The organism is Cytobacillus sp. NJ13 (genome assembly GCA_030348385.1).
Taxonomy (GTDB): Bacteria; Bacillota; Bacilli; order Bacillales; family Cytobacillaceae; genus Cytobacillus.
This window is the reverse complement of sequence record JAUCFP010000006.1, coordinates 3,549,467-3,574,091: the sequence shown is the minus strand read 5'-3', so window position 1 is coordinate 3,574,091 and position 24,625 is coordinate 3,549,467. Positions and strand designations below refer to the sequence as shown.

Sequence of the window (24,625 nt, the reverse complement as noted above, 5' to 3'; positions counted from 1 at the left end):
AAAATATAAATGGTGAGCCATGAAGGACTCGAACCTTCGACCCTCTGATTAAAAGTCAGATGCTCTACCGACTGAGCTAATGGCTCGTATTATAATTGTTGCCTAAAGCCTGATACTGCTAAGTCAGATGTTCCAAAGCCCTGCGTGCTTTGTCACAGATTGCTATTCGGGTGAAGAAATTCACTGATGCTGCAATCTGCTCTACCGACTGAGCTAATGGCTCATGCAGTGTTTCCAAGGTTGTCACCTTGGCGACGCTTTTTATAATATCATAGAGTTTTATAAAAGCGCAATAACTTTTTTATAAAACTTTCTTTTTAGCAGAAGACTGAGGCAGGATAGGTTAAACCCAGGCTGCATCCATACGTTGGATAGGTCCTTTCCCTAAATTAAGAGTTCTTTTCCCTGATTTATGGATTCTTTTCCCCATTTTTTATCATTTACTCCTCAAATTTTCAATTCTTTCCCCAATTTAAGCCAACTATGCGGGTTCGGACTCGCCAGCTCGGATTTCCCCTTCTCCTGTCCGAATGAGTGCTAACTTCGGTTAAACCCATATAATTGTGTAAAAAGAAAAGAGTCAAATTAATTCCTTTGTCCAGCAATGTTATCTGCGACGAAAACAATGTGGAGGAATTAATTATGACTCAATTACAGTTTAACTAAATCTTGACGTTTTAAAATAATCCGCCATGGGTTCAAACATCGATTCTGTGATCAAGGCATCAATTGTCCTGATGATGTCCCTTTCTCTTAAATACCGAAAATGGTCATCATTAACCATGATGAGGCATAGAAAACCATAAACTGGACACCTGCTCCCATACCCAAAATTCGATTTAACAACCCCCCAACAGCAGCCACTGTAAACGTCAGAACAATACCTACAAGTTGTGCCTCATGAAATGCAAGAAGACAAGCTAACCCGATGAACATTGCCACAATTGCTTCCTGGCTAACTAATCTCATTACAATAACTGAAGCTTTTCTTGCATAGTTCATTGAGAAAGGATAAGCAATAAGTGTTGCTACTATTAGTCCAATTGCACCGTAAAGGAAGAATTCCCATGATGTCAAATATGTGTGCAGATTATTGATAGGATCTACAGAGTAAACGGGAGGTGCGTTAAACAATGGTGAAGCTGGACCTAATGCAACGGGACTTAATGGAATTCCAAAAGCAATTAAGGGAATGAGTGCTTCAGCAATATAGGTTGACTCAGTAACACCGTTCATTACCGTTAAACTTGTTGTTGATTTTTTATAACTTCCTTTCGTTCTGGAACCTACAATTTCACCCATAAGGGATGTCATACCAACAGGACTAAAAACAAAAGTCAGTGAAGAAATAAAGGTAGTAATAGAAGTAAAAAATTTCTGTCTGCCTGTTAGTATTTTTAATGGATTAGGGAAGTAGCCCTTCCATGATTTTGTTTCAGGAGCCAAATGATACTCTTTTGCCTTATCCCTTTCGATCGAACGTCTGGCACTTGAAGAGGTTGCAATTAAAATATCAGAAAACATGGGGCCAATTGCGATCCCTAAGAAGAAGCTGATTGCTAAATTTTTATCTAATATACTGAAGCTAATCAAGTTTAAGCTTTTAATAAAGAATGCAAAAGGGAGAATCATCAAAATACTTACCCATTTGCCTTTAGAGAAAAAGGCAATCAAAATAGCGGCAAGCGTGAAAATAATTCCTGCAGATGCTTTAAAGAAATCAGCAAATTGCCCTAAAAATTCTCCTAACAGCACTGCTGTAGGCAACGCAATAAATGCTCCAATAACTCCTCCGGATATCATCTTTCTCAAAGCAATATGGGGCATCCCCATTCTTCTTAATGTTGTCGCATGATCTATTAATGGAACTGCAGTTGTATCACCTGGGATACCCATTAATGCAGTCGGAACAGCATGCGTAAGGTGTTTTGCGAGAACAGCAGCCATGAAAAATGCAAAGACGGCAGCTGGAGGAGCGCCTAATAGAATGACCAATAAAGTAAGTGGAACCATAATCGCTGTTTCATCTGTCCCAGAAATTAATCCTATTAACGAAAAGACGACTGCACCAAGTAATGCAAATAAAATTACCGTTAATAATAAACTCATTTCTTGCGCTCACCTCCAATTGCCCTAAAATGATTTAATACCCCTAACTCTTCTAATTCCTTTTTTGTAATTGGATCATTTTCAATTAATTCTAATTCTTCATGAGGATCCAATTGTAAATCCTTAAATACTTCAATCATACTTTCAGCTGAAGTTTCTTCTTCAATCAGTATTCTCTTAGGTTTAAAAACCAAAGAACAAAGAACAAGCGATAATACACTTCCAGAAATACCAAGGAGTAATGAATAAGACGGTACCATCTGGGCGCTGGCGATAGAAGGGAATAGCCATAGGCCTATGTTATATCCTCCTAAGCTGATTCCAACACTTATGATAATGGCTAAGAGCAAGTGATTGGGAAGAATAGTGTCACCCAATATCTCTAGATACATTTTTTCCCCATTGTTTTGCGTCAAATTGCTAGTTTCCGAATCTTTTACATCGGCAGGCTTGGGAAGCATATTATTCACCTCTTTGAATGGCTTTAGTTATCTCCAAAATTCGATCATATCTAAGGTCTTTTTCTTCTATTGCTTGTGCAACAATTCTATCTATCTCGGATCTTTTTGCACCTACCATTACAGCTAAGTTTCTGGCATGCAAAGACATGTGTCCTCTTTGAACACCTTCTGAAGACAATGCACGCAGGGCAGCAGCATTTTGAGCAAGACCTGCTGCAGCAATGCAGCCGGCTAATTCTTCAGCAGAATTGATTTCCATTATTTTCAGAGACGCTTTTGCAACTGGATGAGTTTTCGTTGCACCACCTACAATTCCAACGGCCATTGGAAGTTCAATCGAACCTGATAAATTACCATCTTTATTGATTTCCCACTTAGTTAAAGATCGGTAACGACCGGAAATCGATGCATAGGCGTGTGCACCCGCTTCTACCGCTCTTGTATCATTTCCAGTTGCTAAAACAACTGCTGTTATTCCATTCATGATCCCTTTATTATGTGTGGCGGCACGATATGGATCAAAATCCGCAAATTCGAAAGCGTTTACAATATTTTCGACAATTTCTTTGCCTCCAAGTGCTTCCGCTGAAAATACTGCCCTTGCACGAACTAATCTGCGATCGGCTAAATTAGAAATGATTCTTAGAACGACTCGGCCATTGGTAATTGTTTCGATGAAAGGTGCAACAGATTCAGCCATTGTGTTAACAGCATTTGCACCCATTGCATCCTTCGTATCAACGATTAAATGGATGACAAGCATTAGGTTATTTGTTGTTTGAATAATATTTACTTCTAAATCAATCGCTCCACCGCCTAAAGAGACTAATGTGGGGTCTTTTTCATTACAGCGCTGTAAAATTTCGGCTTTATGTTCAAAAATCTTTGCTCTTGCTGCAAATGGGTCTGCCACATTAAGAACCTGAATTTGTCCGCGCATAATCGTTCCGCTCATCGAAGTATAAAAACCTCCAAGATCATACGCCGCTTTGGCCGCGTTGCTTGCTGCTGCAACAACAGAAGGTTCTTCCGTGGCCATCGGAATAAATGTGTCTTTTCCATTAATCTTGAAATTAGCCGCAACTCCAATTGGAATTCCAATCTGACCAATAACGTTTTCAATCATAGAATCGGCTAAATCCATTGAAAGTGCATGTTCTCCGGATAAATATTTTGTTTCATCTTCAGTCAATTTGCAGTTTTTCGTTACAATGTCCAATCTCTCATCAGGTGTTAAACGATAGAAACCTGGAACTCTGGTAGTAGTTGTTGTAGCAGGCATTATATACACTCCTTATGTTTAGTTTAATGGAATTCAACTTTGTTGAATTCCATTACACAAAGAGTACATGATTATTAAAAAGTTGTAAATACTTAATATATACTTAATTCTAAATTAAAAAATATTTCAGATAATTATTCAGAAGGAATTAACTTGTATAAACATTGCTAAGACTTTCGCTTCCTTACTTTCTGTTGGCAGGAAAATATGAGGCACGTCCCCCTCAAAATAAGCGCTATCACCTTGTTTTAAATAGTGCAATTCTCCATCATAAAAAAGATTAATAGACCCTGAAAGCACATAAATAAATTCATCCTCAGAATGGGTAAAGGGTTCTACCAATTCAGCTTCTGGCAAAACCGTTATAATCACAGGTTCCACTTTGCTAAACTGAGCACGCTTTGCCATTGTTTCGTATGTATATCCTATCTCACTACTTCCGACTTTTACTTTCCTTTCTTTCTCTTTGACAATCGATAATTTATTTTGAATATTTGTTTCAAGAAACCATGATAAGGGCGCACCTAGTTCTTGGGCAATTTTGGATAATGTCGCTACTGCAGGAGCAGCTTGGCCATTTTCTATTTTGGAAATATGACTTTTAGTTAACTGGCATTTATCTGCCAATTCTTGTTGAGTTAATGCCTTATTTAATCTAGCTTCTTTAACTTTTTTACCGATTTCTTGAAGATAAATGTTAATCCCCTCCTGTTAAATTGTTCATCTAAGAGTAAATTATAACTGAATATTCTTTGATGAAAATAGCTAATGCAATATTTATGGAATTCTCTATTGATCTTTAAAGCATCCGTGTTTTGCATGGAGATAATCAACTGTCAGATAAATTTACACTTAATAGTGTGCTTAACTTCAGCTTCGGACTCAAACTCTCTGATTTCCTCTTTTCCTGCCCAAATGTGCACCGGCTTCGGACTCTCTCCCTCTGATTTCTTCTTCTCCTGTCCGAATGTGCGCCAACTTCGGACTCTCTCCCTCTGATTTCCCCTTCTCCTGTCCGAATGTGCGCCAGCTTCGGACTCTTCCTCCCGATTTTCTCCTTCTCTTGTCCGAGTGTGCACCAACTTCGGACTCTCTCCCTCTGATTTCCTCTTCTCCTGTCCGAACCAGCACCAACTTCGGACTCTTCCCCTCTGATTTCCTCTTCTCCTGTCCGAATCAGCACCAACTTCGGACTCTTCCCCTCTGATTTCCTCTTCTCCTGTCCGAATCAGCACCAGCTTCGGACTCTCCCCCTCGGATTTTCTCTTCTCCTGTCCGAATCAGCACCAGATTCGGACTCTCTCCCACTGATTTCCCCTTCTCCTGTCCGAATCAGCACCAGCTTCGGACTCTTCCCCTCGGATTTTCTCTTCTCCTGTCCGAATGAACCCAAAGTAAAAGCAGCTTTAAAAAATCGAGTAGGAGGGGGTGACTAACCCCCGACCTCTCACACCACCGTACGTACCGTTCGGTATACGGCGGTTCAATTAAGTTTGACGTAGAAATTCATATCTTTGATATAGACTTTTAAGCCCTCGATTACTCCAGTAGGAGTTATCGAGGGTTTTGTGTAGGATTGGACTAGAGGCTATTCTCCAATATTTCTTTCTGGAGTTTCCCCATTCGTATGCCTTTTGGTCAGTGACACCTAGACCTTTGAGTTTTCTTACTCTTGTCCTCGGTTTCTTCCATTGTTTCCATTCAATCATACGAAGTCTTCTTCTAATCCACTCATCGAATTCTTTAAATTTACTTGGTGTATCAGCCAATGCAAAATATCCACACCATCCCGTTAGATATTGATTTAGTTTCTCGATTCTAACTTCCATAGGAATTGGTTTAGAACGGGAGGTTAACTCCCTTATTTTAGTTTTAAGCTTTTTGATACTTTCATTTGCTATTCGAACCTTCGGTATCTTATTAAACGTAAAGCTAAAGCCAAGGAACTTTCGTTTCCACGGGCGATCAACCGCTGATTTTTCTCTATTTACTTTAAGCTTTAATTTCTGCTCAATGAAGCATGTAATCGAGTTCATCACTCGTTCTCCAGCTTTCTTCGATTTCATGTAAATATTACAATCATCGGCGTAGCGGACAAACTTGTGACCTCTCTTTTCTAGCTCTTTATCGAGCTTATCCAGAAGGATATTCGAAAGAAGAGGGCTCAGAGGACCTCCTTGTGGTGTCCCTTCTTCTGCATCATGGACTACACCATTTATCATGATTCCTGCTTGGAGATATTTCCGTATCAATTTCAAGACCAATCGGTCTTGGATTTTACTTGCCATTATCCCCATCAATTTATCATGATTCACTTTGTCAAAGAATTTCTCCAAGTCCATGTCAATCACCCATCTATAACCTTCACTTATAAATTCCCTTGCTTTACGAACAGCGTCGTGAGCTCTTCTTTTTGGTCTAAATCCATAACTATGTTCTGAGAAGGTTGGGTCAAAAAGCGGGGTTAGAACTTGGGCGATGGCCTGTTGGATGAACCGGTCTGTCACGGTAGGTATTCCTAGTAACCTTACTCCACCGTTCGATTTCGGGATTTCGACTCGACGGACTGGGTTAGGTTGATAGGTACCTTTCCTTAAAGAGTCACAAAGGGTGTCCCAGTTCTCATAAAGATGTCTTCGTAGGGATTTTACGGACATTCCATCTATGCCGTGACTCCCTTTGTTCTTCTCCACACGTTTAAGTGCTTCTATTAAGTTTTCCCGTGACAGAATCAGATCCATTAACATGTGATATTTCCTTTCGACGTGAACGTAGAAATCTAATTATGTTATTCCTGCTCCACCCTCATGAAGTCCCCTGTGGATTCACCACTTCCTCCTTCAAGTAAGTCCTTTCGGATTGTCTGCTTCTACACAGGAATTGTATGCCTAGTTTCTCGTTCTTCCTAATTGTTCAGTCCTTCCCTTACCGTCTCGAGTTGGTAAGGTACTATGACCTCTGCTGACTTCTGATTGTTCAGCTATCTATCATTAGATAGGTTACCAAGTGTACTTGGCGTTTCAATCAGACCTCCCCGGGTAAGAGTACAGTCTTTCCCTCCATCTATCTGCTCCATTTACTCTGTACCACCTTCGGCAGTAAGGATTTCGTTTTGATGTGCAAACTCATCCAATGGTACCTAGCCTTATATGAAGTTCGTGTTCCTCAGACCGGAGGTTTGCCGCTCGCTTCCTTCAGATTCCGCGTCACCGCGGACACCCTTGCGTTAAGCTAACCACTACTACTGCCTTCATGGCTCGGGACTTGCACCCTATAGACTGCACCCATGCCGGGCGCACACAAAAAAGCCCTAATTCGCATTAGGGCTTTCCAATCAAGTATTAGTTTTGTCTCCATGGGCTGCGGACTACGTTTGTCTGTGTGCGGTCCGGACCTACTGAGAAGATCGATAATGGAATTCCTGTCAGCTGTGAAACTCGCTCCAGGTAGTGGCGGGCATTCGCAGGAAGCTCATCCAGTGATTTGCAGCCTGTGATGTCTTCTGTCCAGCCTGGAAGCTCTTCGTATACCGGCTCACATTCAGCCAGTACTTTTAAGCTGGCAGGGAACTCTTCGATTACTTCTCCGTTATGACGGTATGCTACACAGATTTTTAATGCCTCAATTCCAGTCAGTACATCGATGGAGTTAAGAGAAAGGTCTGTAATACCGCTGACACGGCGGGCATGGCGGACAACCACGCTGTCGAACCAGCCGACGCGGCGGGCACGGCCAGTTGTTGTACCGTATTCACGGCCTACCTCACGGATTTGGTTTCCGATTTCATTATCAAGCTCAGTTGGGAATGGGCCGTCTCCTACACGAGTCGTATAGGCCTTGGATACACCTACAACATGCTTGATTTTTGTAGGGCCGACACCAGAACCGATTGTTACGCCGCCAGCCACTGGGTTAGAGGATGTAACGAATGGGTAAGTACCCTGGTCGATATCAAGCATAACTCCTTGTGCACCTTCGAAAAGAACGCGGCGGCCTTCATCCAATGCGTCGTTAAGCACCACAGAAGTGTCGCAGACATAATGCTTGATCTGCTGGCCATACTCATAGTATTCATCCAGGATTTCTTCGATTGTAAATCCTTCTGTTTCATAGAAGCGCTCAAGCAGGCGGTTCTTTTCTTCAAGGTTGCGTGCAAGCTTTTCTTCAAACACTTCACGGTCAAGAAGGTCCGCGATGCGGATTCCGTTGCGGGCTGCTTTATCCATGTAAGCAGGGCCGATACCCTTTTTCGTTGTACCGATCTTGTTAGCGCCTTTGCGCTCTTCTTCCACTTCATCAAGCTTCAGGTGATATGGAAGGATGACATGTGCGCGGTTTGAAATGCGCAGGTTGTCTGTTGTAACTCCCTTGTCATGAAGATATGCCAATTCTTTTACCAGCGCTTTAGGATCGACAACCATTCCGTTTCCGATCGTGCAAATTTTATCGCTATAGAATATTCCAGATGGAATTAAATGAAGCTTATATGTTTCACCGTTGAATTTGATTGTATGTCCTGCATTGTTTCCGCCTTGGTAGCGTGCGATGACTTCTGCATTTTCAGAAAGGAAGTCTGTAATTTTCCCTTTCCCTTCATCTCCCCACTGTGTTCCAACAACTACTACTGATGACATTAAAAAAGCACCTCCGGGAATCCCATGGTTTTAAAAATTCTATAAAAACATTTTTAATTAAGTAACTTATTTCAACCATCTTAGTTTACCAAGGTGATGTGTGATAGTCAATAAAACACGAACATTTTTAATAAAAATATAAAAATATGTTCGTGAAACCATGAAAATATGAAAATAAGAAAATTAGAAATTCTTGGAGCCAGACAATAAAAAAGAGGACATGCAAAATGCAGGCCCTCTTTATGCACCAGGCGGCGCAAATGAATCATCAAAGCGTTTCTCTAAGTTTACGAATTTATTATACTCTTTCACGAATGCCAGCTGAACGGTTCCAACCGGGCCGTTACGCTGCTTGGCGATAATGATTTCAATGATGTTTTTGTCTTCGGATTCTTTGTCGTAGTAGTCATCACGGTATAGGAATGCCACGATATCGGCATCCTGCTCGATACTTCCCGATTCACGGATATCTGACATCATCGGGCGCTTATCCTGGCGCTGTTCCACTCCACGGGAAAGCTGGGACAGTGCGATAACAGGGACCTGAAGTTCACGGGCCAATTGCTTAAGGGAACGTGAGATTTCAGATACTTCCTGCTGGCGGTTTTCTCCCGAACGTCCGCTTCCCAGGATTAATTGCAGATAGTCGATCAGAATCATGCCAAGCCCATGCTCCTGCTTTAAACGGCGGCACTTAGATCGAATATCTGTGATTCTGACACCTGGGGTATCATCAATAAAAATCCCTGCATTTGATAGGCTTCCCATTGCCATCGTCAGCTTTCCCCAGTCCTCATCCGTCAGGGAGCCGGTACGAAGCCTTTGGGCATCAATATTTCCTTCTGCACAAAGAATACGCATGACAAGCTGTTCGGCACCCATCTCAAGGCTGAAGATCGCGACGTTTTCCCCGGTCTTCGTTGCCACGTTTTGCGCGATGTTCAGGGCGAAGGCTGTTTTACCCACGGAAGGGCGGGCACCGACAATGATGAGGTCATTGCGCTGGAAGCCGGCTGTCATGCGGTCCAGCTCGGCGAATCCAGTCGCAATCCCTGTAATATCTCCTTTACGGTTATGCATTTCCTCGATATTATCGTAGGTCCGGACCAGAACATCCTTAATATTATGAAAGGCACCGGCGTTTTTGCGCTGTGCAACCTCCATGATATTTTTCTCAGCTTCTCCCAGCAGAACTTCTACTTCATCCTCACGTGTATAGCCGTCCTGGGCAATGCCCGTTGCCGTCCGGATCAGCCTGCGAAGCAATGACTTTTCTTCAACGATCTTTGCATAGTACTCGATATTCGCTGCTGTTGGAACAGAACCGGCCAGTTCACTTAAATAGCTGACCCCTCCGGTATCCTCCAGCAGTTTCGCTGCACTGAGCTCTTCTGTCACGGTTACTAAGTCGACCGCTTTTCCCTGGTCGCTCAGCTTCAGCATCACATTGAAAATCTTCTGGTGTGCCGCACGGTAGAAGTCTTCAGGTATCAAAATCTCTGATGCTTGTGTAAGAGAGGAGGGTTCAAGAAAGATTGCCCCAAGCACTGCCTGTTCCGCTTCAATATTTTGAGGCGGGAGCCGATCCGCAAATAAGTCACTCATCCATTCAAACCTCCTAATTGAAATGCGCAAGCGCCTGTCGGAACAAGCCAAACCGTTTGTTCCTGCGCTTTAAAAAGAATAAAGTAACACTATATCTATTTAAAAATCTCTAAATTTCCCTTTAAAAAATGCGACCAGCAGAAACTGATCACATTTTAATCAACCCTTTTATTTTAACATGTTTATAAGCAAAAGCCACTTCCAATATTAGTTTATCGCATTCATTGAAGTTTCATTTTAAGCTTCTTTTACATGTACGTTTAATGTTGCCGTTACTTCAGTATGAAGCTTGACTGGAACCTTAGTGTATCCGAGCGTGCGGATCGCATCTTCCATTTCGATTTTGCGCTTGTCGATTTTGATGCTGTGCTTCTTTTGAAGCTCTTCTGCAATTTGCTTGCTTGTGATGGATCCGAAAAGGCGGCCGCCTTCACCTGATTTTGCTGTAAAATCAACCGTCAGCTTTTCAAGTGTTTCTTTTAGTTTTTTTGCATCAGCCAGTTCCTCTTCGGCAAGCTTTACTTCTTTTTTCTTTTGGGCGTTCAGGCTGCTGACATTAGCCTGGTTTGCTTCGACAGCAAGCCCTTGTTTAATTAAAAAGTTATGTGCATAGCCATCTGCTACATTTTTTACTTCGCCTTTTTTGCCCTTGCCCTTAACGTCTTTTAAAAAGATTACTTTCATTCTTTTTTTCTCCCTTCAAAGTATTCATCTATAGCCTCTTTTAATCGGACCTCAACATCATCAAGTGTTGCATCATGAAGCTGTGTGGCAGCGTTAGTTAAGTGTCCGCCGCCTTCAAGGTTTTCCATGATCACCTGGACATTGATATCCCCGAGGGAACGTGCGCTGACCCCTATCATGTTTTCAGAGCGGTTTGAAATGACAAATGAAGCAACCACACCATCCATCATCAGCAAAGTATCTGCTGTCTGGGCAATCAGAACCTGGTCAAATATCTGATCCGGCCGTCCCTTGGCAATCGCAATTCCTTCTCTGTAAAATTGAACGGTTTCAATCAGCTTAGCCCGCTTGATGTAGGTATCTACATCCTCTTTTAAGAACTTTTGGACGAGCACGGTATCTGCACCCTGTCCGCGCAGATAGGAAGCCGCATCAAACGTCCTGGATCCTGTCCGCAGTGAAAAACTCTTCGTATCGACAATAATCCCGGCAAGCAGGGCCGTTGCTTCCAGCATTTCGATTCTGCCGTTTTTCGGCTGATATTCAAGAAGCTCTGTCACCAGTTCTGCTGTGGAGGAGGCATACGGCTCCATATAAACCAGCAGAGGATTATGGATGAACTCTTCAGCGCGGCGGTGATGGTCGATGACGACAACATGTTCAATCTTATGAAGCAGCTTTTCCTCAATCACCATGGATGGCTTGTGGGTGTCAACGACCACGAGCAGGGTATCGTCTGTTGCAATTTCCATCGCCTGTTCCGGGGTGATGAATTTAGAAAAGAGCTCTCCATTCTTTTCAATTTCCTTCATCATCCTTCTGACACCTGTATCGAGTTCATTAAAATTCACAACCACATAGCCTTCACGCTGATTCAGGCGCGCCACCTTCTGAATGCCGATGGCCGCTCCAATCGCATCCATATCCGGGCTTTTGTGGCCCATGATGATCACTTTATCGCTTTCGGAAATCAGTTCCTTCAGCGCATGGGAAATCACGCGTGCACGGACCCGTGTTCTTTTTTCAACAGGATTGGTTTTTCCCCCGAAGAATTTAACCTTCCCGTTCGTCTGTTTGATGGCCACCTGGTCTCCGCCGCGGCCTAATGCCAGGTCTAAGCTGGACTGGGCCAGTGAACCGAGCTCAGGAAGGGAAGAAACCCCTGTTCCGACGCCCACGCTTAATGTTAATGGAACGTTTTGCTTGGAAGTGGTTTCCCGGACATCATCGAGAATCGTGAACTTCCCTTTTTCCAGAAGCTGCAGAATATGTTCATTAAATACAGCGATAAATCGCTCAGATGAGACTCTCTTCAAGAAGACCCCATTGTCCTGTGCCCATTTATTTAATATCTGGGTCACCAGGCTATTGAGACTGCTTTTTGTCTGGTCATCCATCCCCTGAGTCAGTTCATCATAATTATCAAGGAAAATAATGGCGATAACCGTCCGTTCTTCCTGATACATTTTTTCAATTTCGGTCTGTTCCGTGACATCAAAAAAGTATAAAAGGCGCTCTTCCGGTTTATGGATCACCCGGAATTTGCGGTCGTGAAGGGTGATGATTTCAGTTTCCACTTCTTGTTTGATCAGCGGAACAAGCGAATCCGCAACATCATAAAGCGATCTTCCGACTAGCGTATCTTCATCGAAGCAGGATGCTAAAAAGGGATTGGTCCATTCAATGTAATACTCATCATTAATGAGCATAATCCCGATCGGCATTTCCATCAGAGCTTCTTCGCCGACTTTTTTCACCCTGTAGGAAAGGGTCGAGATGTATTCTTCCGTCTCCTTCCGATGCTTCTGAATCAGCTGAAAAAGATAGTAGAAAGGAAGGATGGCCAGAAACAGCCCAATTAGTGCAAAAAGCCAATTGTAGTACGCCAATATACCGAGAAGCACCACTGTTATGCCCATCAATCCAAAAATCGGATAGCGTATGGACCGCTTTTCTAAATACGAAGGCATGTTTTCAGCTCCTAAACAGTAGTGTTGTTCATCACTTTTTTCCTAATCTTTGCCTTAAATCAAATCCTAAGTCAATTATACCTAATATCCTCACAATATAAAGGAGAAATGGCATAAGAAATGTAAATACAGCTGCCAGAACCGGCACAGCTTTCGGCCACCCTTTTAAATGGCTGAAAAAGAAAATCAGGGACAGGCCTTGAATGACCATGAAAATCTGCAGAATGAATGCAATATTTACAAGGGCCATAAACCAGTAGCTTCCTTCTGAAGGATTAAAAAGGAAAGAAGCTATAATGGTAATGAGATAGTACCATAATATGCTTTTCGGCAGGCTCATTTCCCTGAACGGCTTCCAGCTTTCAACCTTAATACCGAATCTTTTGGCAATCGGAAAGGAGACAAGCTGGATGACAAAAACGGAAATGACCGATGTCATGACGAATAAGCTTGGCGTCAGCGTCTCAATCATTTTCAGGCCTGCCGTAAATTGCTCGACTGCTTTATCCGCGTTCTGGCCAAAGCCTTCAAGCACTCCTTCTGAAATTTGGATGGACTCCTCCATCATATCGATGCCTTCTTGAATAATATTCACATTAAAAAGAGCAACTGCCGCTGCATACAGGATCAGCAGGGCTGCAAGGAATACCAGGGTACCCGCAATAAAGGAAGGCAGCCTTCCTTTATTTTCACTTACAAAAATGCCGATTACGGTCCCGGTCAGTCCAAATGTCAGCACAAGCGGCAGCGCCATAAACGAACCGATAATCAGAGAAAGCAGGATGCCTCCCGTCAGAAATACAATCGCGTACATCCGGTTATTTTTTGCTGCAAACATAATAAACGGAAGAGCCAGGAAGAAAACCGAAACGGTACCGAGAAACGGCACATAGAGCGAAATCAGAAGAAGCACTGCAAAAACAGCCAGAAGCACTGCACCCTCTGTTAATTTATGTACATTATTCATTGATACACCCCTCAAACTGTGTATCCAAAAAGGGGAAAATCATTTTCCCGGCTTTTTGAACCATTCCAAATAAGACAACTCATAAAGTCTATTGTAGCTAGTATTAAATGCAGGTTCAACCTTCGCGATTTCGGAAGAGGGAATGCCGGCTTTTTCATCAAGTTTACACTTTAATACAATCCTGCGTTAAAGAAGAAAGGCATAATAAAAAAGACGCCGGATACCAGCGTCTTTTCATATTTATTATTCACCAGAAACGTATGGCAGCAATGCCATTTGGCGCGCACGCTTAATAGCAATCGTTAATTTACGTTGGTATTTAGCGTTAGTGCCAGTTACACGACGTGGTAAAATCTTACCGCGCTCAGAGATGAATTTTTTAAGAAGATCCACATCTTTGTAGTCGATGTGAGTGATTCCGTTTGCAGTGAAAAAGCAAACCTTACGACGTTTAGCACGTCCTCCTCTGCGTCCTCCAGCCATGGTCAGTTACCTCCTTTAGCTTTTTGATTATATTTCCGTTCATAATCGGGCACTATTAGAATGGCAGGTCGTCATCGGAAATGTCGATTTGGCCGTCATTTGCGAATGGGTCCTGATCCACGCGAGTATAGCCGCCCTGATTACGATTATCCTGGCGTTGATTCTGATTGCTGTTATTTCCAAATGGGAAATCCTGATCTCTTGGACCGCCGTAGTTCGGATTGCCGCCCTGGCCGCCAGAACTATTCTTCGGCTCAAGGAATTGCACACTCTCAGCCTGGACTTCTGTCACGTAAACACGCTTTCCATCCTGGCCTTCGTAGCTGCGGGACTGAAGCCGGCCATCTACACCTGCAAGACTGCCTTTTTTAAGGAAGTTCGCTACGTTTTCAGCTGGCTTTCTCCATACCACACAGTTGATAAAGTCTGCCTCCCGCTCACCTTGCTGATTCGTAAAAGTACGATTCACGGCAAGAGTGAATGAAGCGACAGGAACTCCGTTCGGGGTATACCGTAAATCAGGATCCTTTGTCAAACGTCCGACAAGAACAACACGGTTCATCATCAGAATCAACTCCTCTCGGTAAAAATGGCTTTATCTATTATTTTTCGTCTTTAACAACGATGTAACGGATGATGTCTTCGCTGATTTTAGCTAAACGAGTGAACTCGTCAACTGCTTTTGCTTCAGCATTAACGTTCATTAGCTGGTAGTAGCCATCGCGGAAATCATTGATTTCGTATGCAAGGCGACGCTTACCCCAATCCTTTGATTCAGAAACCTCCGCACCATTGTCAGTTAAGATTGTGTTGAAACGCTCAACTAGGGCTTTTTTAGCCTCATCTTCAATGTTTGGGCGGATGATGTACATAACTTCGTACTTTCTCATCACTTTCACCTCCTTTTGGTCTAACGGCCCTTCAAAAGGGCAAGGAGCAATATATTCATTACTCACAAGTTGAAATTATAGCACATTAATTATGCAAAAGCAATAACACTAGAGTTAATTGGCAGGTGGAAGATTATTTTGAGAGAGTACCTCTATTATGTTGGTCTGCAATGCAGATTTATTGCAGCCGCCTGCTATATCGGTCACTTTCATCAGTTTTTCGGTCAGATGTCATTTTTTTCGGTCACTTTGAAAATATATCGGTCAACTCCCAGGTTAATCGTCCGCTTATTTCATATATTGGTCACTCCGCGAAATCAGCTTCCTACTGCCGCATACTAAAAAAAGAACCCCTAAATAGAGGTTCTCAAAAATTAAACGTTAAAGCGGAAGTGCATGACATCTCCGTCTTTCACAATATATTCTTTTCCTTCGAGGCGGACTTTTCCTGCTTCTTTGGCAGCTGTCATATTGCCTGCAGCAACAAGGTCGTCATAGGAAACTGTTTCTGCACGAATGAACCCTTTTTCAAAGTCTGAGTGAATAACTCCCGCACACTGTGGAGCCTTCATGCCTTTGCGGAATGTCCAGGCGCGGACTTCCTGTACTCCGGCAGTGAAGTAAGTTGCCAGTCCAAGCAGATTGTAGGCTGCTCTAATCAGCTGATCAAGGCCGGATTCTTCAATGCCAAGCTCCTGAAGGAACATTTCTTTTTCTTCCCCATCAAGCTCCGCAATTTCAGATTCAATTTTTGCACAGATTACAATTACTTCCGCATTATCCTTTGCGGCAAATTCTTTAACCTGCTGCACATATTCGTTTGAAGAGGGATCTGCTACATCATCTTCGCTTACATTCGCCACGTAGAGAACAGGTTTAATTGTCAGCAGATGAAGACCTTTTACAAGCTTCATTTGTTCCTCTGTAAACTCAACTGTACGCGCCGGTTTGTCTGCTTCAAACGCTTCTTTTAATTTTTCCAGAATTTCAAGCTCAAACACAGAATCTTTATCTTTCTGCTTAGCCAGCTTGCTCACGCGGCCAATTCGCTTTTCAACCGATTCAAGGTCAGCCAGAATCAATTCCAGGTTGATGACTTCAATATCATCGATTGGATCCACTTTCCCTGCAACGTGTGTAATATTGTCATCCGCAAAACAGCGGACAACCTGGCAGATGGCATCTACTTCACGGATATGAGACAGGAATTTATTTCCAAGACCTTCCCCTTTGCTCGCACCCTTTACGATGCCGGCAATATCCGTAAATTCGAAAGCCGTTGGCACAGTCTTTTTCGGCTGAACCAATTCTGTTAATTTATTCAATCGGTGGTCAGGCACTTCAACAATTCCCACATTCGGATCAATTGTACAGAACGGATAGTTCGCAGACTCCGCTCCTGCCTGGGTAATTGCATTAAACAACGTAGACTTTCCAACGTTCGGCAAACCTACAATACCAGCTGTTAAAGCCATCCAAGTCACTCCTCAACTTTAATTCATTATAAGAAAAGCGCAAGCGCCTTGATCACCCCCGACTCCTCGAGGGGGTAGGCGCTGGAGCTAGACAGTTATCGAAATTCAAAGTTATAATTCTTATGTTTAAAAAAATACGATTGTTTCTCATTTAAACAAGCCTCTAACAATTATAGATAGTTGCCGGAGAAATGTAAAGAAAAGGTGACAGGCATCTATACCACTTTGCTGAACTGGTATAGGGACCTGTCACCCAATTTTATATCTTCACAATATTAACAAGGCAGTCGTACAAAGTGCTCCCAAGGCCATTGTCCGATTCGCGGCTGGAAGTAAGATTATTGACGGGTCCGCCGAATTTTGCCCAAATGCCTTCATCAATATTGATGGTATCCGGATGGGCTTTTTTCATAATATGGACAAAGCCCTTCATTTCCCCGCGGTCATTCCACACTTTGACATAATCGTTCTCCTGAAGGCCAAGCTTCTCAGCTATATTGCCGGCAATTTCCACCTTTGCCTTTGGCTCAGGCTTCAAAAGGTGATAATGCTGTGAATGATTGGAGCGAAGCGGATGAATCGTCAGCAATGTGTAAGGAAACTGCTCAGCACGCTCTTTGTCCGTCCACTTGGTTTCCCGGGGAAGAGCGAGTGTCAGCCTACTTTCGGAACCCTTTCGGAATGCCACAGCAGAGGTGAATTCATACTTACCGCTTGGCGTTTTGAACTGCCGGTCTGCCCAGGGCACCGTATCAACCGGGAGTTCCTTATGGTGGGAATTCCTTAAACTATCCAATGTGATCCCATGCTCATTAAGCGAACCGAGGCCCATGCTGATAAACTCTTCTCTTGTAAACTCAAATTCTGCTCCGAATCCCATATGCTTGGCAAGCTCAGTCCATATCCATAAATCAGGCTTTGCTTCGCCTGGCGGTTCAACCAGCTTCGGACCATGATTGACATAGTGATGGTACATGGAAGAGTAATAGACATCTTCCTGTTCAAAGACTGTGGCAACAGGAAGCACATAATCAGCCATTTTGGCCGTATCTGTCATAAACTGCTCCATCACGACAACTGTCTCAACAGAGGCAAAAGCCTCGCGGACTCTTGATGAGTCAGGCACCTGAGTTAAAGGATTTCCGCACGTGACGAAGATCATGTTAATCTCAGGATCTTTCGCTGTTAAAATCCCCTCTGCCTGCCGCATCATCGTAAATTGCCTGAAAGCCGTTCTCCGCTCAGGGAGGGTGAGGGCTGCCCCATCAAAGCTTTGCCCAACCTGCCTATTGGCATAGTTTGCGCCCCCGCCCGGAATGCCGATATTTCCGCTCATGGCAATTAAAGCATCCATCAGCCGGATCGTGTTTCCGCCGTTTTCGTAGCGCTGCATGCCCAGGCCAAAGAAAGTGGAAACGGGGCGATCCCCATACACCATCGCAAGCTCGGTCATCACCTCTGCAGGCACTTCCGTTTTTTCTGCCACTTCCTCAAGCGCTACGCTGCTCAGCAGCTCATTCAGATCTTCAAAACCAATTGAATAGTTATCTATGAACCTTCTATCCTCTAAGCCCAGACGGAGCATTTCCTTCATGATGCCGGCCGCAAGCCATCCATCCATCCCCGGCTTAACGGAAAAATAGCGGTCCGCCATTTTAGCCGTCGCATTAAAAATCGGATCGATCACATACAGCTTGGCACCTTGCTTCTTTGCTTCCTGCAGCTTTTGATACAAATGCATATTGGTCCGCGCGACATTCCTGCCCCAGACAATAATATGTTTGCTGTTTAAAATATCTTCGGGCCCATGGCTATATGCATCTCCAAAATCCCAGCTCTGGGCTTCGATGCCGGCTCCCCAGCAGATGGATCCCTTCAGCTCAGTCACACCGCCATAGCAGTTGAAGAAGCGCTGATCCAGGTTCGTCAGCAAGCCCCCATTGGCATAATCATGGCTGTGCAGGACCGAAGTGGTGCCAGCCGTTTTTTTTAGCTCTTTCATTTTCAGGGAAATATCGTGCAAAGCCTGCTCCCATGAAATTTGCACAAATTCTCCATCCACCTTCTTCAGCGGATGAAGGAGGCGCTCTGGAGAATTGGTTCTGCTTTCAAGCATTCTGCCGCGGCCGCAAATTTTCCCCTTTGTTATTGGATGGTCCTGATCGCCATCTACCTTTATCACCTTACCGTCTTCAACTGTTACATGAAAGCCGCAGCTGTCCCAGCAGTTAAGGGGACAGGCTGACTTGAATGTATCCGCCAAAACCCTCATCTCCCCGTATTGATCTCTTATCCCTCATGCTTAACAAGAATTTTCTTCATTTTGCGGGCGAATTCCCTTCTTGGAATCATTACGCTGTGGCCGCAGCCTTCGCACTTAATGCGGATATCGGCTCCCATTCGGATGATCTTCCATTTGTTGACCCCGCATGGATGAGGCTTTTTCATTTCCACCACATCGTGTAGATCAAATTCTTTTTGCTCCATGTTTATCCCTCCGCATTCAGTTTTGGGTTACCCTGGTCATTCCGCGTATACATCACAAGACGCGGGAACGGAATTTCAATGCCATGCTCATCTAAACAAAGCTTAATTTCCTTCCGCAGCTGCCGTGCAATGTAAAAATGCCTCATTGGCAGCGTTTCTGAAACCACACGCAGCACCACATCAGAAGCAGCCAGATTTTGGATGCCGAGAATCTCAGGCGGTTTGACCATATCCTCATATTTTTCCGGCAGCTTTACGAATAGTTCCTGAAGAACTTTTTCAGCTTTCACAATATCGCCTTCATAAGCAATGCTCACATCCACAAATGCCACACTGTTATTCAAAGAGAAATTTGTCACCTGCATAATGCTTCCGTTCGGAAGGATATGAACTTCACCCGTCCAGTTTTTAATCTTTGTCGTCCTCAATCCGATTTCTTCTACCGTTCCTTCAAATTGATCAATCCGGATATAATCCCCAACCGAAAACTGATCTTCGAAAATGATGAAAAATCCGGTGATGATGTCCTTTACAAGACTTTGTGCCCCAAACCCAACAGCCAATCCGACGATTCCGGCACCGGCCAAAAGGGCTTTCACATCAATCGTCAGCACCGATAATATCATGATCGCCGCAACAAAAAATACCACATACGTAAGCATATTCTCCAGCAGCTTCAGAAGGGTAGCTTCCCTGCGCTCTGAAATTCGGAGCCTGGACGGCGTCCTCACTTTAAAAATATTGCGGATAGCCAGCTTGCCGATCCTGATCAGGATGCTCGTAACGATCAGAATCGCAATAATTTTAAAGATGCCTTCCCCGATGGTTATCCATGTTTCTTCATTAGAAATCTTATCTATCATACTGTGAATCAATTTTTCAATAGGACTCATGGTTTCACCTGCTTTAATTTTGTGAAAATAGTCTGAAAGTCAAGCCCATTGCTTGTATGAAATTATACTGCATCTTGCCTTCCAGTGCGAATTCCCCTGTAAGACAAAATAATTTTATCAATTTTTCTCATAACTTTACAGTTAAAAACTCGATTGTTTAACGATTAAATAATACAGGTATGTATAGATTACACAAAATTTCCGTATACTGTTAAAAACGTATAAATACTTGTTATTCGGGCATGGCAAGGAATAAAGAGGGAGTGGACCTATATGAACTTCAAACCAAACTTGTTTGACAAAAAAGGCGGGGCTTCTGCCAGAATCTCGCATGAAGAAACAAACTCTGCTGAAAAATTGGCTGCTGAACTGAAGAATATTCTGCCTGCGGGCATCAGCTGCCGTCCCATCGTTTTTGTCTGCATTGGCACAGACCGCTCTACAGGCGATTCATTAGGTCCGCTGGTCGGCACACTCCTCGAGGAAAAATCCATTTCATCTTTCCATGTATACGGAACACTGGAGGATCCGATCCATGCCGTAAACCTGGAAGAAAAACTGAACGAAATCAAAAAGAAGCATTTTAATCCCTTTATCATCGGGATCGACGCCTGCCTGGGCCGCTTAAAAAGCGTTGGAGTCATCCAAATCGGAGAAGGCCCCGTCAAGCCTGGCGCCGGAGTCAATAAAGACCTACCGGAAGTAGGGGACATGCACATAACCGGCATCGTCAATGTCAGCGGATTTATGGAATTCTTTGTCCTTCAGAACACAAGACTCAACCTCGTCCTGAAAATGGCCAAAACCATCGCGGGCGGTATCTATGAAGCAAGCCTGACCCACCAGACAGCGCCAGCATGGCCTGCATTCAAGTGGGAACTGAACCGTGAACAAACACCTTAATGAATAGGAAAGCCGCAGGGGAATTGGGCCTGCGGCTTTTTTGGTTAGCTGGGGGATGGGAGGGGATTGCGCTGTTGGTACATCTTTTCGCGCTATTCTGGACGGGGTTTGGAGCTGATTCTGTAAGTTTATAAGCTGTATGAAGATGCTTTTGCGCTCTCATCAGTCACTTAAAAATAAATCCCATAAAAATAAACAACCGACACAATAATCCCCGTAACCACAATTCCAGGAAGCAGGTTCGCAACCCTGATTTTCGTAATTCCTGTCAAATTCAGACCAATCGCAAAGATCATGATGCCGCCTGTCGCGGTCATTTCCTTGATAAAGCTGTCCATGAGAAGCTGCGGGACAAACCGGTCGATTTGGGTGGCAAAAAGGGCAATGAGTCCTTCATAAAGCATGACCGGAAAAGCTGAAAAGAGCACACCAATCCCTAAGGTAGTCGTTAAGATAAGGGAGGTAAAGCCGTCAATAATCGATTTGGTATAAAGAACCGAGTGGTCGCCCCGGATACCGCTGTCGAGCGCGCCGATAATGGCCATAGCGCCAATGACAAAGATAAGCGTAGCCGTTACGAAGCCCTGCGAAATGCTGCCTTGGCCTTTTGAGCCAATTTTACTTTCTAGCCAATCGCCAAGTTTGTTCAGCTTATCTTCGAGAGCAAAGTATTCCCCTATAACTGCTCCGAAAACAAGACTTAAAATCACAACCAGGAAGTTCTCGCTTTTAAGACCCATTTGCAGGCCGAGCACCATGACAGCAAGGCCAATCGCATGCATCACAGTGCCCTTCATACTCTCAGGAATGCGATGAAGCAATTTCCCCAGCAGTGTTCCTATAATAATCAATAATCCATTCACAAGCGTACCTAGCAAAAACATATTCTTCACCTAATTATTTCGCAATGCGAATTATTTTCTATTAAAATTACCACGAAAGGTACTGACCTACAATCTTTTTTTGAATACCTGTAAAAAAATAAACCATCATTAAGATGGCTTACGAATTGGTTTCTAAAAGTTCCATAATGCGTTCCAAATCTTCTTTTGAGAAAAATTCAATCTCTATTTTCCCCTTGTTTTTGGACTGTTTAATATGGACGGTGGTTCCGAATCTTTCTCGGAGGGAGGATTCGCGTTCCTTAATAAAAATATCTTTTGGTGCATTTGGCTTTTTCGTTTCACGTGAAACATCATTCAGCTGCTGAATCAGCTGTTCAAGCTGACGGACATTTAAGCCGTCTTTAACTGTTTTTTCAACGAGCGCCTGCAGTTTCTCTTTTTTTCGCAGACCCAATAGTGCTCTGCCATGCCCCATAGAGATCTTCCCGTCAGAAATCAACCCCTGAATTTTCGGAGGAAGGGAAAGCAGGCGAATATGGTTGGCAATATGCGGCCTGCTTTTTCCCAGACGCTTGGCCAGCTCCTCTTGTGTCACCTTGAGCTTCTCCATTAACAGCTGGTATGCAGCCGCCTCTTCAATGGGAGTTAAGTCTTCACGCTGCAGATTTTCAAGAACAGCGAGCTCCATCATCTGCTGTTCATTCAATTCCCGTACGACAACAGGAACACTCTCAAGATTTGCTTCTTTTGCTGCACGGTAGCGGCGCTCCCCTACTACAATTTCATAGCCCTTGATGCTTTTGCGGACGACGATCGGCTGCAGAATTCCGTGTTCAAGGATGGACTGCTTCAATTCCTCGATGGCTTCCTTTTCAAACACTTTGCGCGGCTGATAAGGGTTTGGACGGATGTCCTTTATTTTGACTTCTTGTACGGTTTCTTCTTTTTCGGTTTCAATATTATTGAAAAAAGCATTCAGACCTTTTCCTAAACCTTTAGCCATTCGAAACCACTTCCTTTGCCAGTTCTAAATATACTTCAGCTCCGCGTGACTTCGGATCATAAGTAATGATAGGTTCTCCATGGCTCGGAGCCTCTCCCAGCCGCACATTGCGGGGAATGATTGTTTTATAGACTTTATCCTGAAAATACTTTTTCACTTCTTCAATGACCTGAATGCCAAGATTGGTACGGGCATCAAGCATCGTCAGCAGAACGCCTTCGATTTTCAAATCATGATTCAGATGCTTCTGCACAAGGCGGACCGTATTCAGAAGCTGACTCAGACCCTCAAGCGCATAGTACTCGCATTGCACTGGTATGATGACTGCATCCGAAGCAGTCAGCGAGTTAATTGTCAGTAATCCGAGAGAAGGAGGACAGTCGATAATAACATAATCAAAGTTTGCCTTTACTTCTTCCAGAGCCCTCTTTAATCTTACTTCCCGTGAGATGGTCGGCACCAGTTCAATTTCTGCGCCTGCCAGCTGAATGGTTGCCGGGATTGCGTATAAATTCTCTACCGAAGTTGGTTTTATAACCTTTGATGCTTCCACATCATCAACGAGAACGTCATAGATGCAATGATCGACATCAGCTTTTTCAATGCCGATTCCGCTTGTGGCGTTCCCCTGCGGATCAATGTCGACCAGCAGCACTTTCTTGCCTATGTATGCCAGGCATGCGCCAAGATTGACGGAAGTGGTCGTTTTGCCGACTCCGCCTTTCTGGTTCGCAACGGCTAAAATCTTGCCCACGGTGTCACCTGCTTTCATCTATCAGTATTACAATCTATTTATCTGCAAATTTATTAGTATCGTTAAATCACGTAGTCTATTTTATCATGAAAAACAGGGCAGAATAATTTTTTTGTAAAAAATAAGAAGATTCTAATAGTCTTTTTATCGTTCCTTCAAAAAAAACGCGAAAAATAAAACAGGGAAGTACCCGCTTTATCTCTCGCGTTAAAAAATTATTTCTTTTTAGGAATCTTAATCGTGATTTGATAAAACTCATCAAATTCTTCTTCTTCCGAATCAAGATTAATGCCGCTGTCAGAAACCATGGATAATGATTGGCGGATCGTGTTGACCGCAATTCTCATATCCTTGCTGAACGCCTTTCGCTTCGGCTTCGGCTTTGGATTTTTTTGTTCGAGAATTTTGACAACCCTGTCTTCTGTCTGCTTCACATTCAGATTCTTCTCCACTATTTCCTGAAGCAGGGCGACCTGCTTTTCAGGGTCTTTCAGCGGAATGAGCGAACGGGCATGCCGCTCTGTGATTGATTTGTTTAATAATGCATCCTGGACAGGCTGCGGCAATTTCAGCAGCCGAAGCTTATTTGCAACGGTTGACTGGCCTTTTCCAAGGCGCTGTGCCAATGCTTCCTGTGTCAGATTATGCAGTTCTAAAAGCTTTCCGTAGGCAACAGCTTCTTCAATCGGAGACAGTTCTTCCCTTTGAAGGTTTTCAATTAAAGCAACTGAAGCCGTTTCCGTATCACTTAGATTTTTTACGATAGCCGGAGCTTCTTCCCAGCCCAGTCTTTTCATGGCCCGGTATCTGCGTTCACCTGCTATGATTTCAAACTGCCCATCCTCAAATTCCCTTACGACAATCGGCTGGATGATTCCATGCGTATGGATGGTCCGAGAAAGCTCTTCTATCTTCTCATCATCAAACACCGTTCTTGGCTGAAAACGGTTGGGGACGATTTGATCAATAGGTATCTTCTTAACTTCTTCTCTGTCGCTTAAGTCTTCAATATCCAATTGTTCTTCTGCTGGTTTTTCCGCTGTAACTTGTTCTCCCTTTTCGCCTAGGCCAAAAAAGCGTGAGAAAGAATGCTTCATCACCCTGCACCACCTTTACGAAACTCCCTATAACATATTCTCTATCATCATGACAAATCCTGCCGGACAGGAGCAATATTAAT

The 24,625-nt window shown here is 43.6% G+C and carries 23 protein-coding genes and 1 tRNA gene; 1 reads left to right on the top strand and 23 read right to left on the bottom strand.

Annotated features, from left to right (window positions below):
* Positions 1-10: 10 nt before the first annotated feature.
* The 19 genes from QUF73_17905 to QUF73_17815 form a co-directional block, all read right to left on the bottom strand.
* Positions 11-86: transfer RNA gene (locus QUF73_17905), tRNA-Lys, on the bottom strand.
* A gap of 667 nt (positions 87-753) precedes the next feature.
* The gene (locus QUF73_17900; GenBank protein MDM5228001.1) at positions 754-2,109 is read right to left on the bottom strand and encodes a tripartite tricarboxylate transporter permease; all 1,356 of its coding nucleotides are present in this window, start codon (positions 2,107-2,109) and stop codon (positions 754-756) included.
* Positions 2,106-2,570, bottom strand: coding sequence for a hypothetical protein (locus QUF73_17895; protein ID MDM5228000.1), 465 nt, complete (start codon positions 2,568-2,570; stop codon positions 2,106-2,108). The genes QUF73_17900 and QUF73_17895 overlap by 4 nt, the downstream gene beginning before the upstream one ends.
* 1 nt (position 2,571) lies before the next feature.
* Positions 2,572-3,852, bottom strand: coding sequence for a hydroxymethylglutaryl-CoA reductase, degradative (locus tag QUF73_17890; GenBank protein ID MDM5227999.1), 1,281 nt, complete (start codon positions 3,850-3,852; stop codon positions 2,572-2,574).
* A 138-nt stretch (positions 3,853-3,990) separates the two neighbouring features.
* A complete protein-coding gene (locus QUF73_17885) occupies positions 3,991-4,533 on the bottom strand; it encodes a helix-turn-helix domain-containing protein (GenBank protein MDM5227998.1) in 543 nt (180 codons plus the stop codon).
* Between the two features lie 155 nt (positions 4,534-4,688).
* Entirely contained in the window at positions 4,689-5,087 is a 399-nt protein-coding gene (locus QUF73_17880; protein MDM5227997.1) for a hypothetical protein, read from the bottom strand.
* A 252-nt stretch (positions 5,088-5,339) separates the two neighbouring features.
* Positions 5,340-6,599, bottom strand: a complete 1,260-nt coding sequence (gene ltrA, locus QUF73_17875) for a group II intron reverse transcriptase/maturase (protein ID MDM5227996.1) — start codon at positions 6,597-6,599, stop codon at positions 5,340-5,342.
* A gap of 594 nt (positions 6,600-7,193) precedes the next feature.
* Positions 7,194-8,486: an adenylosuccinate synthase gene (locus QUF73_17870; GenBank protein MDM5227995.1), complete on the bottom strand. Its 1,293-nt coding sequence runs from the start codon at positions 8,484-8,486 to the stop codon at positions 7,194-7,196.
* 240 nt (positions 8,487-8,726) lie between these two features.
* Complete coding sequence (gene dnaB / locus QUF73_17865) at positions 8,727-10,091, bottom strand: replicative DNA helicase (protein MDM5227994.1); 1,365 nt, start codon at positions 10,089-10,091, stop codon at positions 8,727-8,729.
* 237 nt (positions 10,092-10,328) lie between these two features.
* Positions 10,329-10,775: a 50S ribosomal protein L9 gene (rplI, locus tag QUF73_17860; protein MDM5227993.1), complete on the bottom strand. Its 447-nt coding sequence runs from the start codon at positions 10,773-10,775 to the stop codon at positions 10,329-10,331.
* The gene (locus tag QUF73_17855) at positions 10,772-12,745 is read right to left on the bottom strand and encodes a DHH family phosphoesterase (protein MDM5227992.1); all 1,974 of its coding nucleotides are present in this window, start codon (positions 12,743-12,745) and stop codon (positions 10,772-10,774) included. Before QUF73_17855 ends, rplI begins: the two co-directional genes overlap by 4 nt.
* A 31-nt stretch (positions 12,746-12,776) precedes the next feature.
* On the bottom strand, positions 12,777-13,712 hold the full coding sequence (locus QUF73_17850; GenBank protein ID MDM5227991.1) for a YybS family protein: 936 nt from the start codon (positions 13,710-13,712) through the stop codon (positions 12,777-12,779).
* A 243-nt stretch (positions 13,713-13,955) separates the two neighbouring features.
* Positions 13,956-14,195 (bottom strand): 30S ribosomal protein S18, encoded by a 240-nt coding sequence (gene rpsR, locus QUF73_17845; GenBank protein ID MDM5227990.1) that lies wholly within the window; start codon positions 14,193-14,195, stop codon positions 13,956-13,958.
* Positions 14,196-14,250: 55 nt separating this feature from the next.
* Positions 14,251-14,760, bottom strand: a complete 510-nt coding sequence (gene ssb / locus QUF73_17840) for a single-stranded DNA-binding protein (GenBank protein MDM5227989.1) — start codon at positions 14,758-14,760, stop codon at positions 14,251-14,253.
* A gap of 37 nt (positions 14,761-14,797) precedes the next feature.
* A complete protein-coding gene (gene rpsF, locus QUF73_17835; GenBank protein ID MDM5227988.1) occupies positions 14,798-15,085 on the bottom strand; it encodes a 30S ribosomal protein S6 in 288 nt (95 codons plus the stop codon).
* Between the two features lie 374 nt (positions 15,086-15,459).
* On the bottom strand, positions 15,460-16,560 hold the full coding sequence (ychF, locus tag QUF73_17830; GenBank protein ID MDM5227987.1) for a redox-regulated ATPase YchF: 1,101 nt from the start codon (positions 16,558-16,560) through the stop codon (positions 15,460-15,462).
* A gap of 259 nt (positions 16,561-16,819) precedes the next feature.
* Positions 16,820-18,823, bottom strand: a complete 2,004-nt coding sequence (locus QUF73_17825) for a molybdopterin-dependent oxidoreductase (GenBank protein ID MDM5227986.1) — start codon at positions 18,821-18,823, stop codon at positions 16,820-16,822.
* 26 nt (positions 18,824-18,849) lie between these two features.
* Positions 18,850-19,047: a DUF951 domain-containing protein gene (locus tag QUF73_17820; protein ID MDM5227985.1), complete on the bottom strand. Its 198-nt coding sequence runs from the start codon at positions 19,045-19,047 to the stop codon at positions 18,850-18,852.
* 2 nt (positions 19,048-19,049) lie between these two features.
* The gene (locus tag QUF73_17815; protein ID MDM5227984.1) at positions 19,050-19,940 is read right to left on the bottom strand and encodes a mechanosensitive ion channel family protein; all 891 of its coding nucleotides are present in this window, start codon (positions 19,938-19,940) and stop codon (positions 19,050-19,052) included.
* Between the two features lie 273 nt (positions 19,941-20,213).
* On the opposite strand from QUF73_17815, the gene yyaC reads away from it, so the two are divergent.
* On the top strand, positions 20,214-20,843 hold the full coding sequence (gene yyaC, locus QUF73_17810) for a spore protease YyaC (GenBank protein MDM5227983.1): 630 nt from the start codon (positions 20,214-20,216) through the stop codon (positions 20,841-20,843).
* 170 nt (positions 20,844-21,013) lie between these two features.
* Here the strand turns inward: yyaC and QUF73_17805 are convergent, their stop codons facing one another.
* The 4 genes from QUF73_17805 to noc all read right to left on the bottom strand — a co-directional run bounded on the left by QUF73_17805 (position 21,014) and on the right by noc (position 24,542).
* Positions 21,014-21,727 (bottom strand): DUF554 domain-containing protein, encoded by a 714-nt coding sequence (locus QUF73_17805; GenBank protein MDM5227982.1) that lies wholly within the window; start codon positions 21,725-21,727, stop codon positions 21,014-21,016.
* 118 nt (positions 21,728-21,845) lie between these two features.
* Positions 21,846-22,691, bottom strand: a complete 846-nt coding sequence (locus QUF73_17800) for a ParB/RepB/Spo0J family partition protein (GenBank protein ID MDM5227981.1) — start codon at positions 22,689-22,691, stop codon at positions 21,846-21,848.
* Positions 22,684-23,445, bottom strand: a complete 762-nt coding sequence (locus QUF73_17795) for an AAA family ATPase (GenBank protein ID MDM5227980.1) — start codon at positions 23,443-23,445, stop codon at positions 22,684-22,686. The genes QUF73_17800 and QUF73_17795 overlap by 8 nt, the downstream gene beginning before the upstream one ends.
* A gap of 215 nt (positions 23,446-23,660) precedes the next feature.
* Positions 23,661-24,542, bottom strand: coding sequence for a nucleoid occlusion protein (gene noc, locus QUF73_17790; GenBank protein ID MDM5227979.1), 882 nt, complete (start codon positions 24,540-24,542; stop codon positions 23,661-23,663).
* Positions 24,543-24,625: the final 83 nt, after the last annotated feature.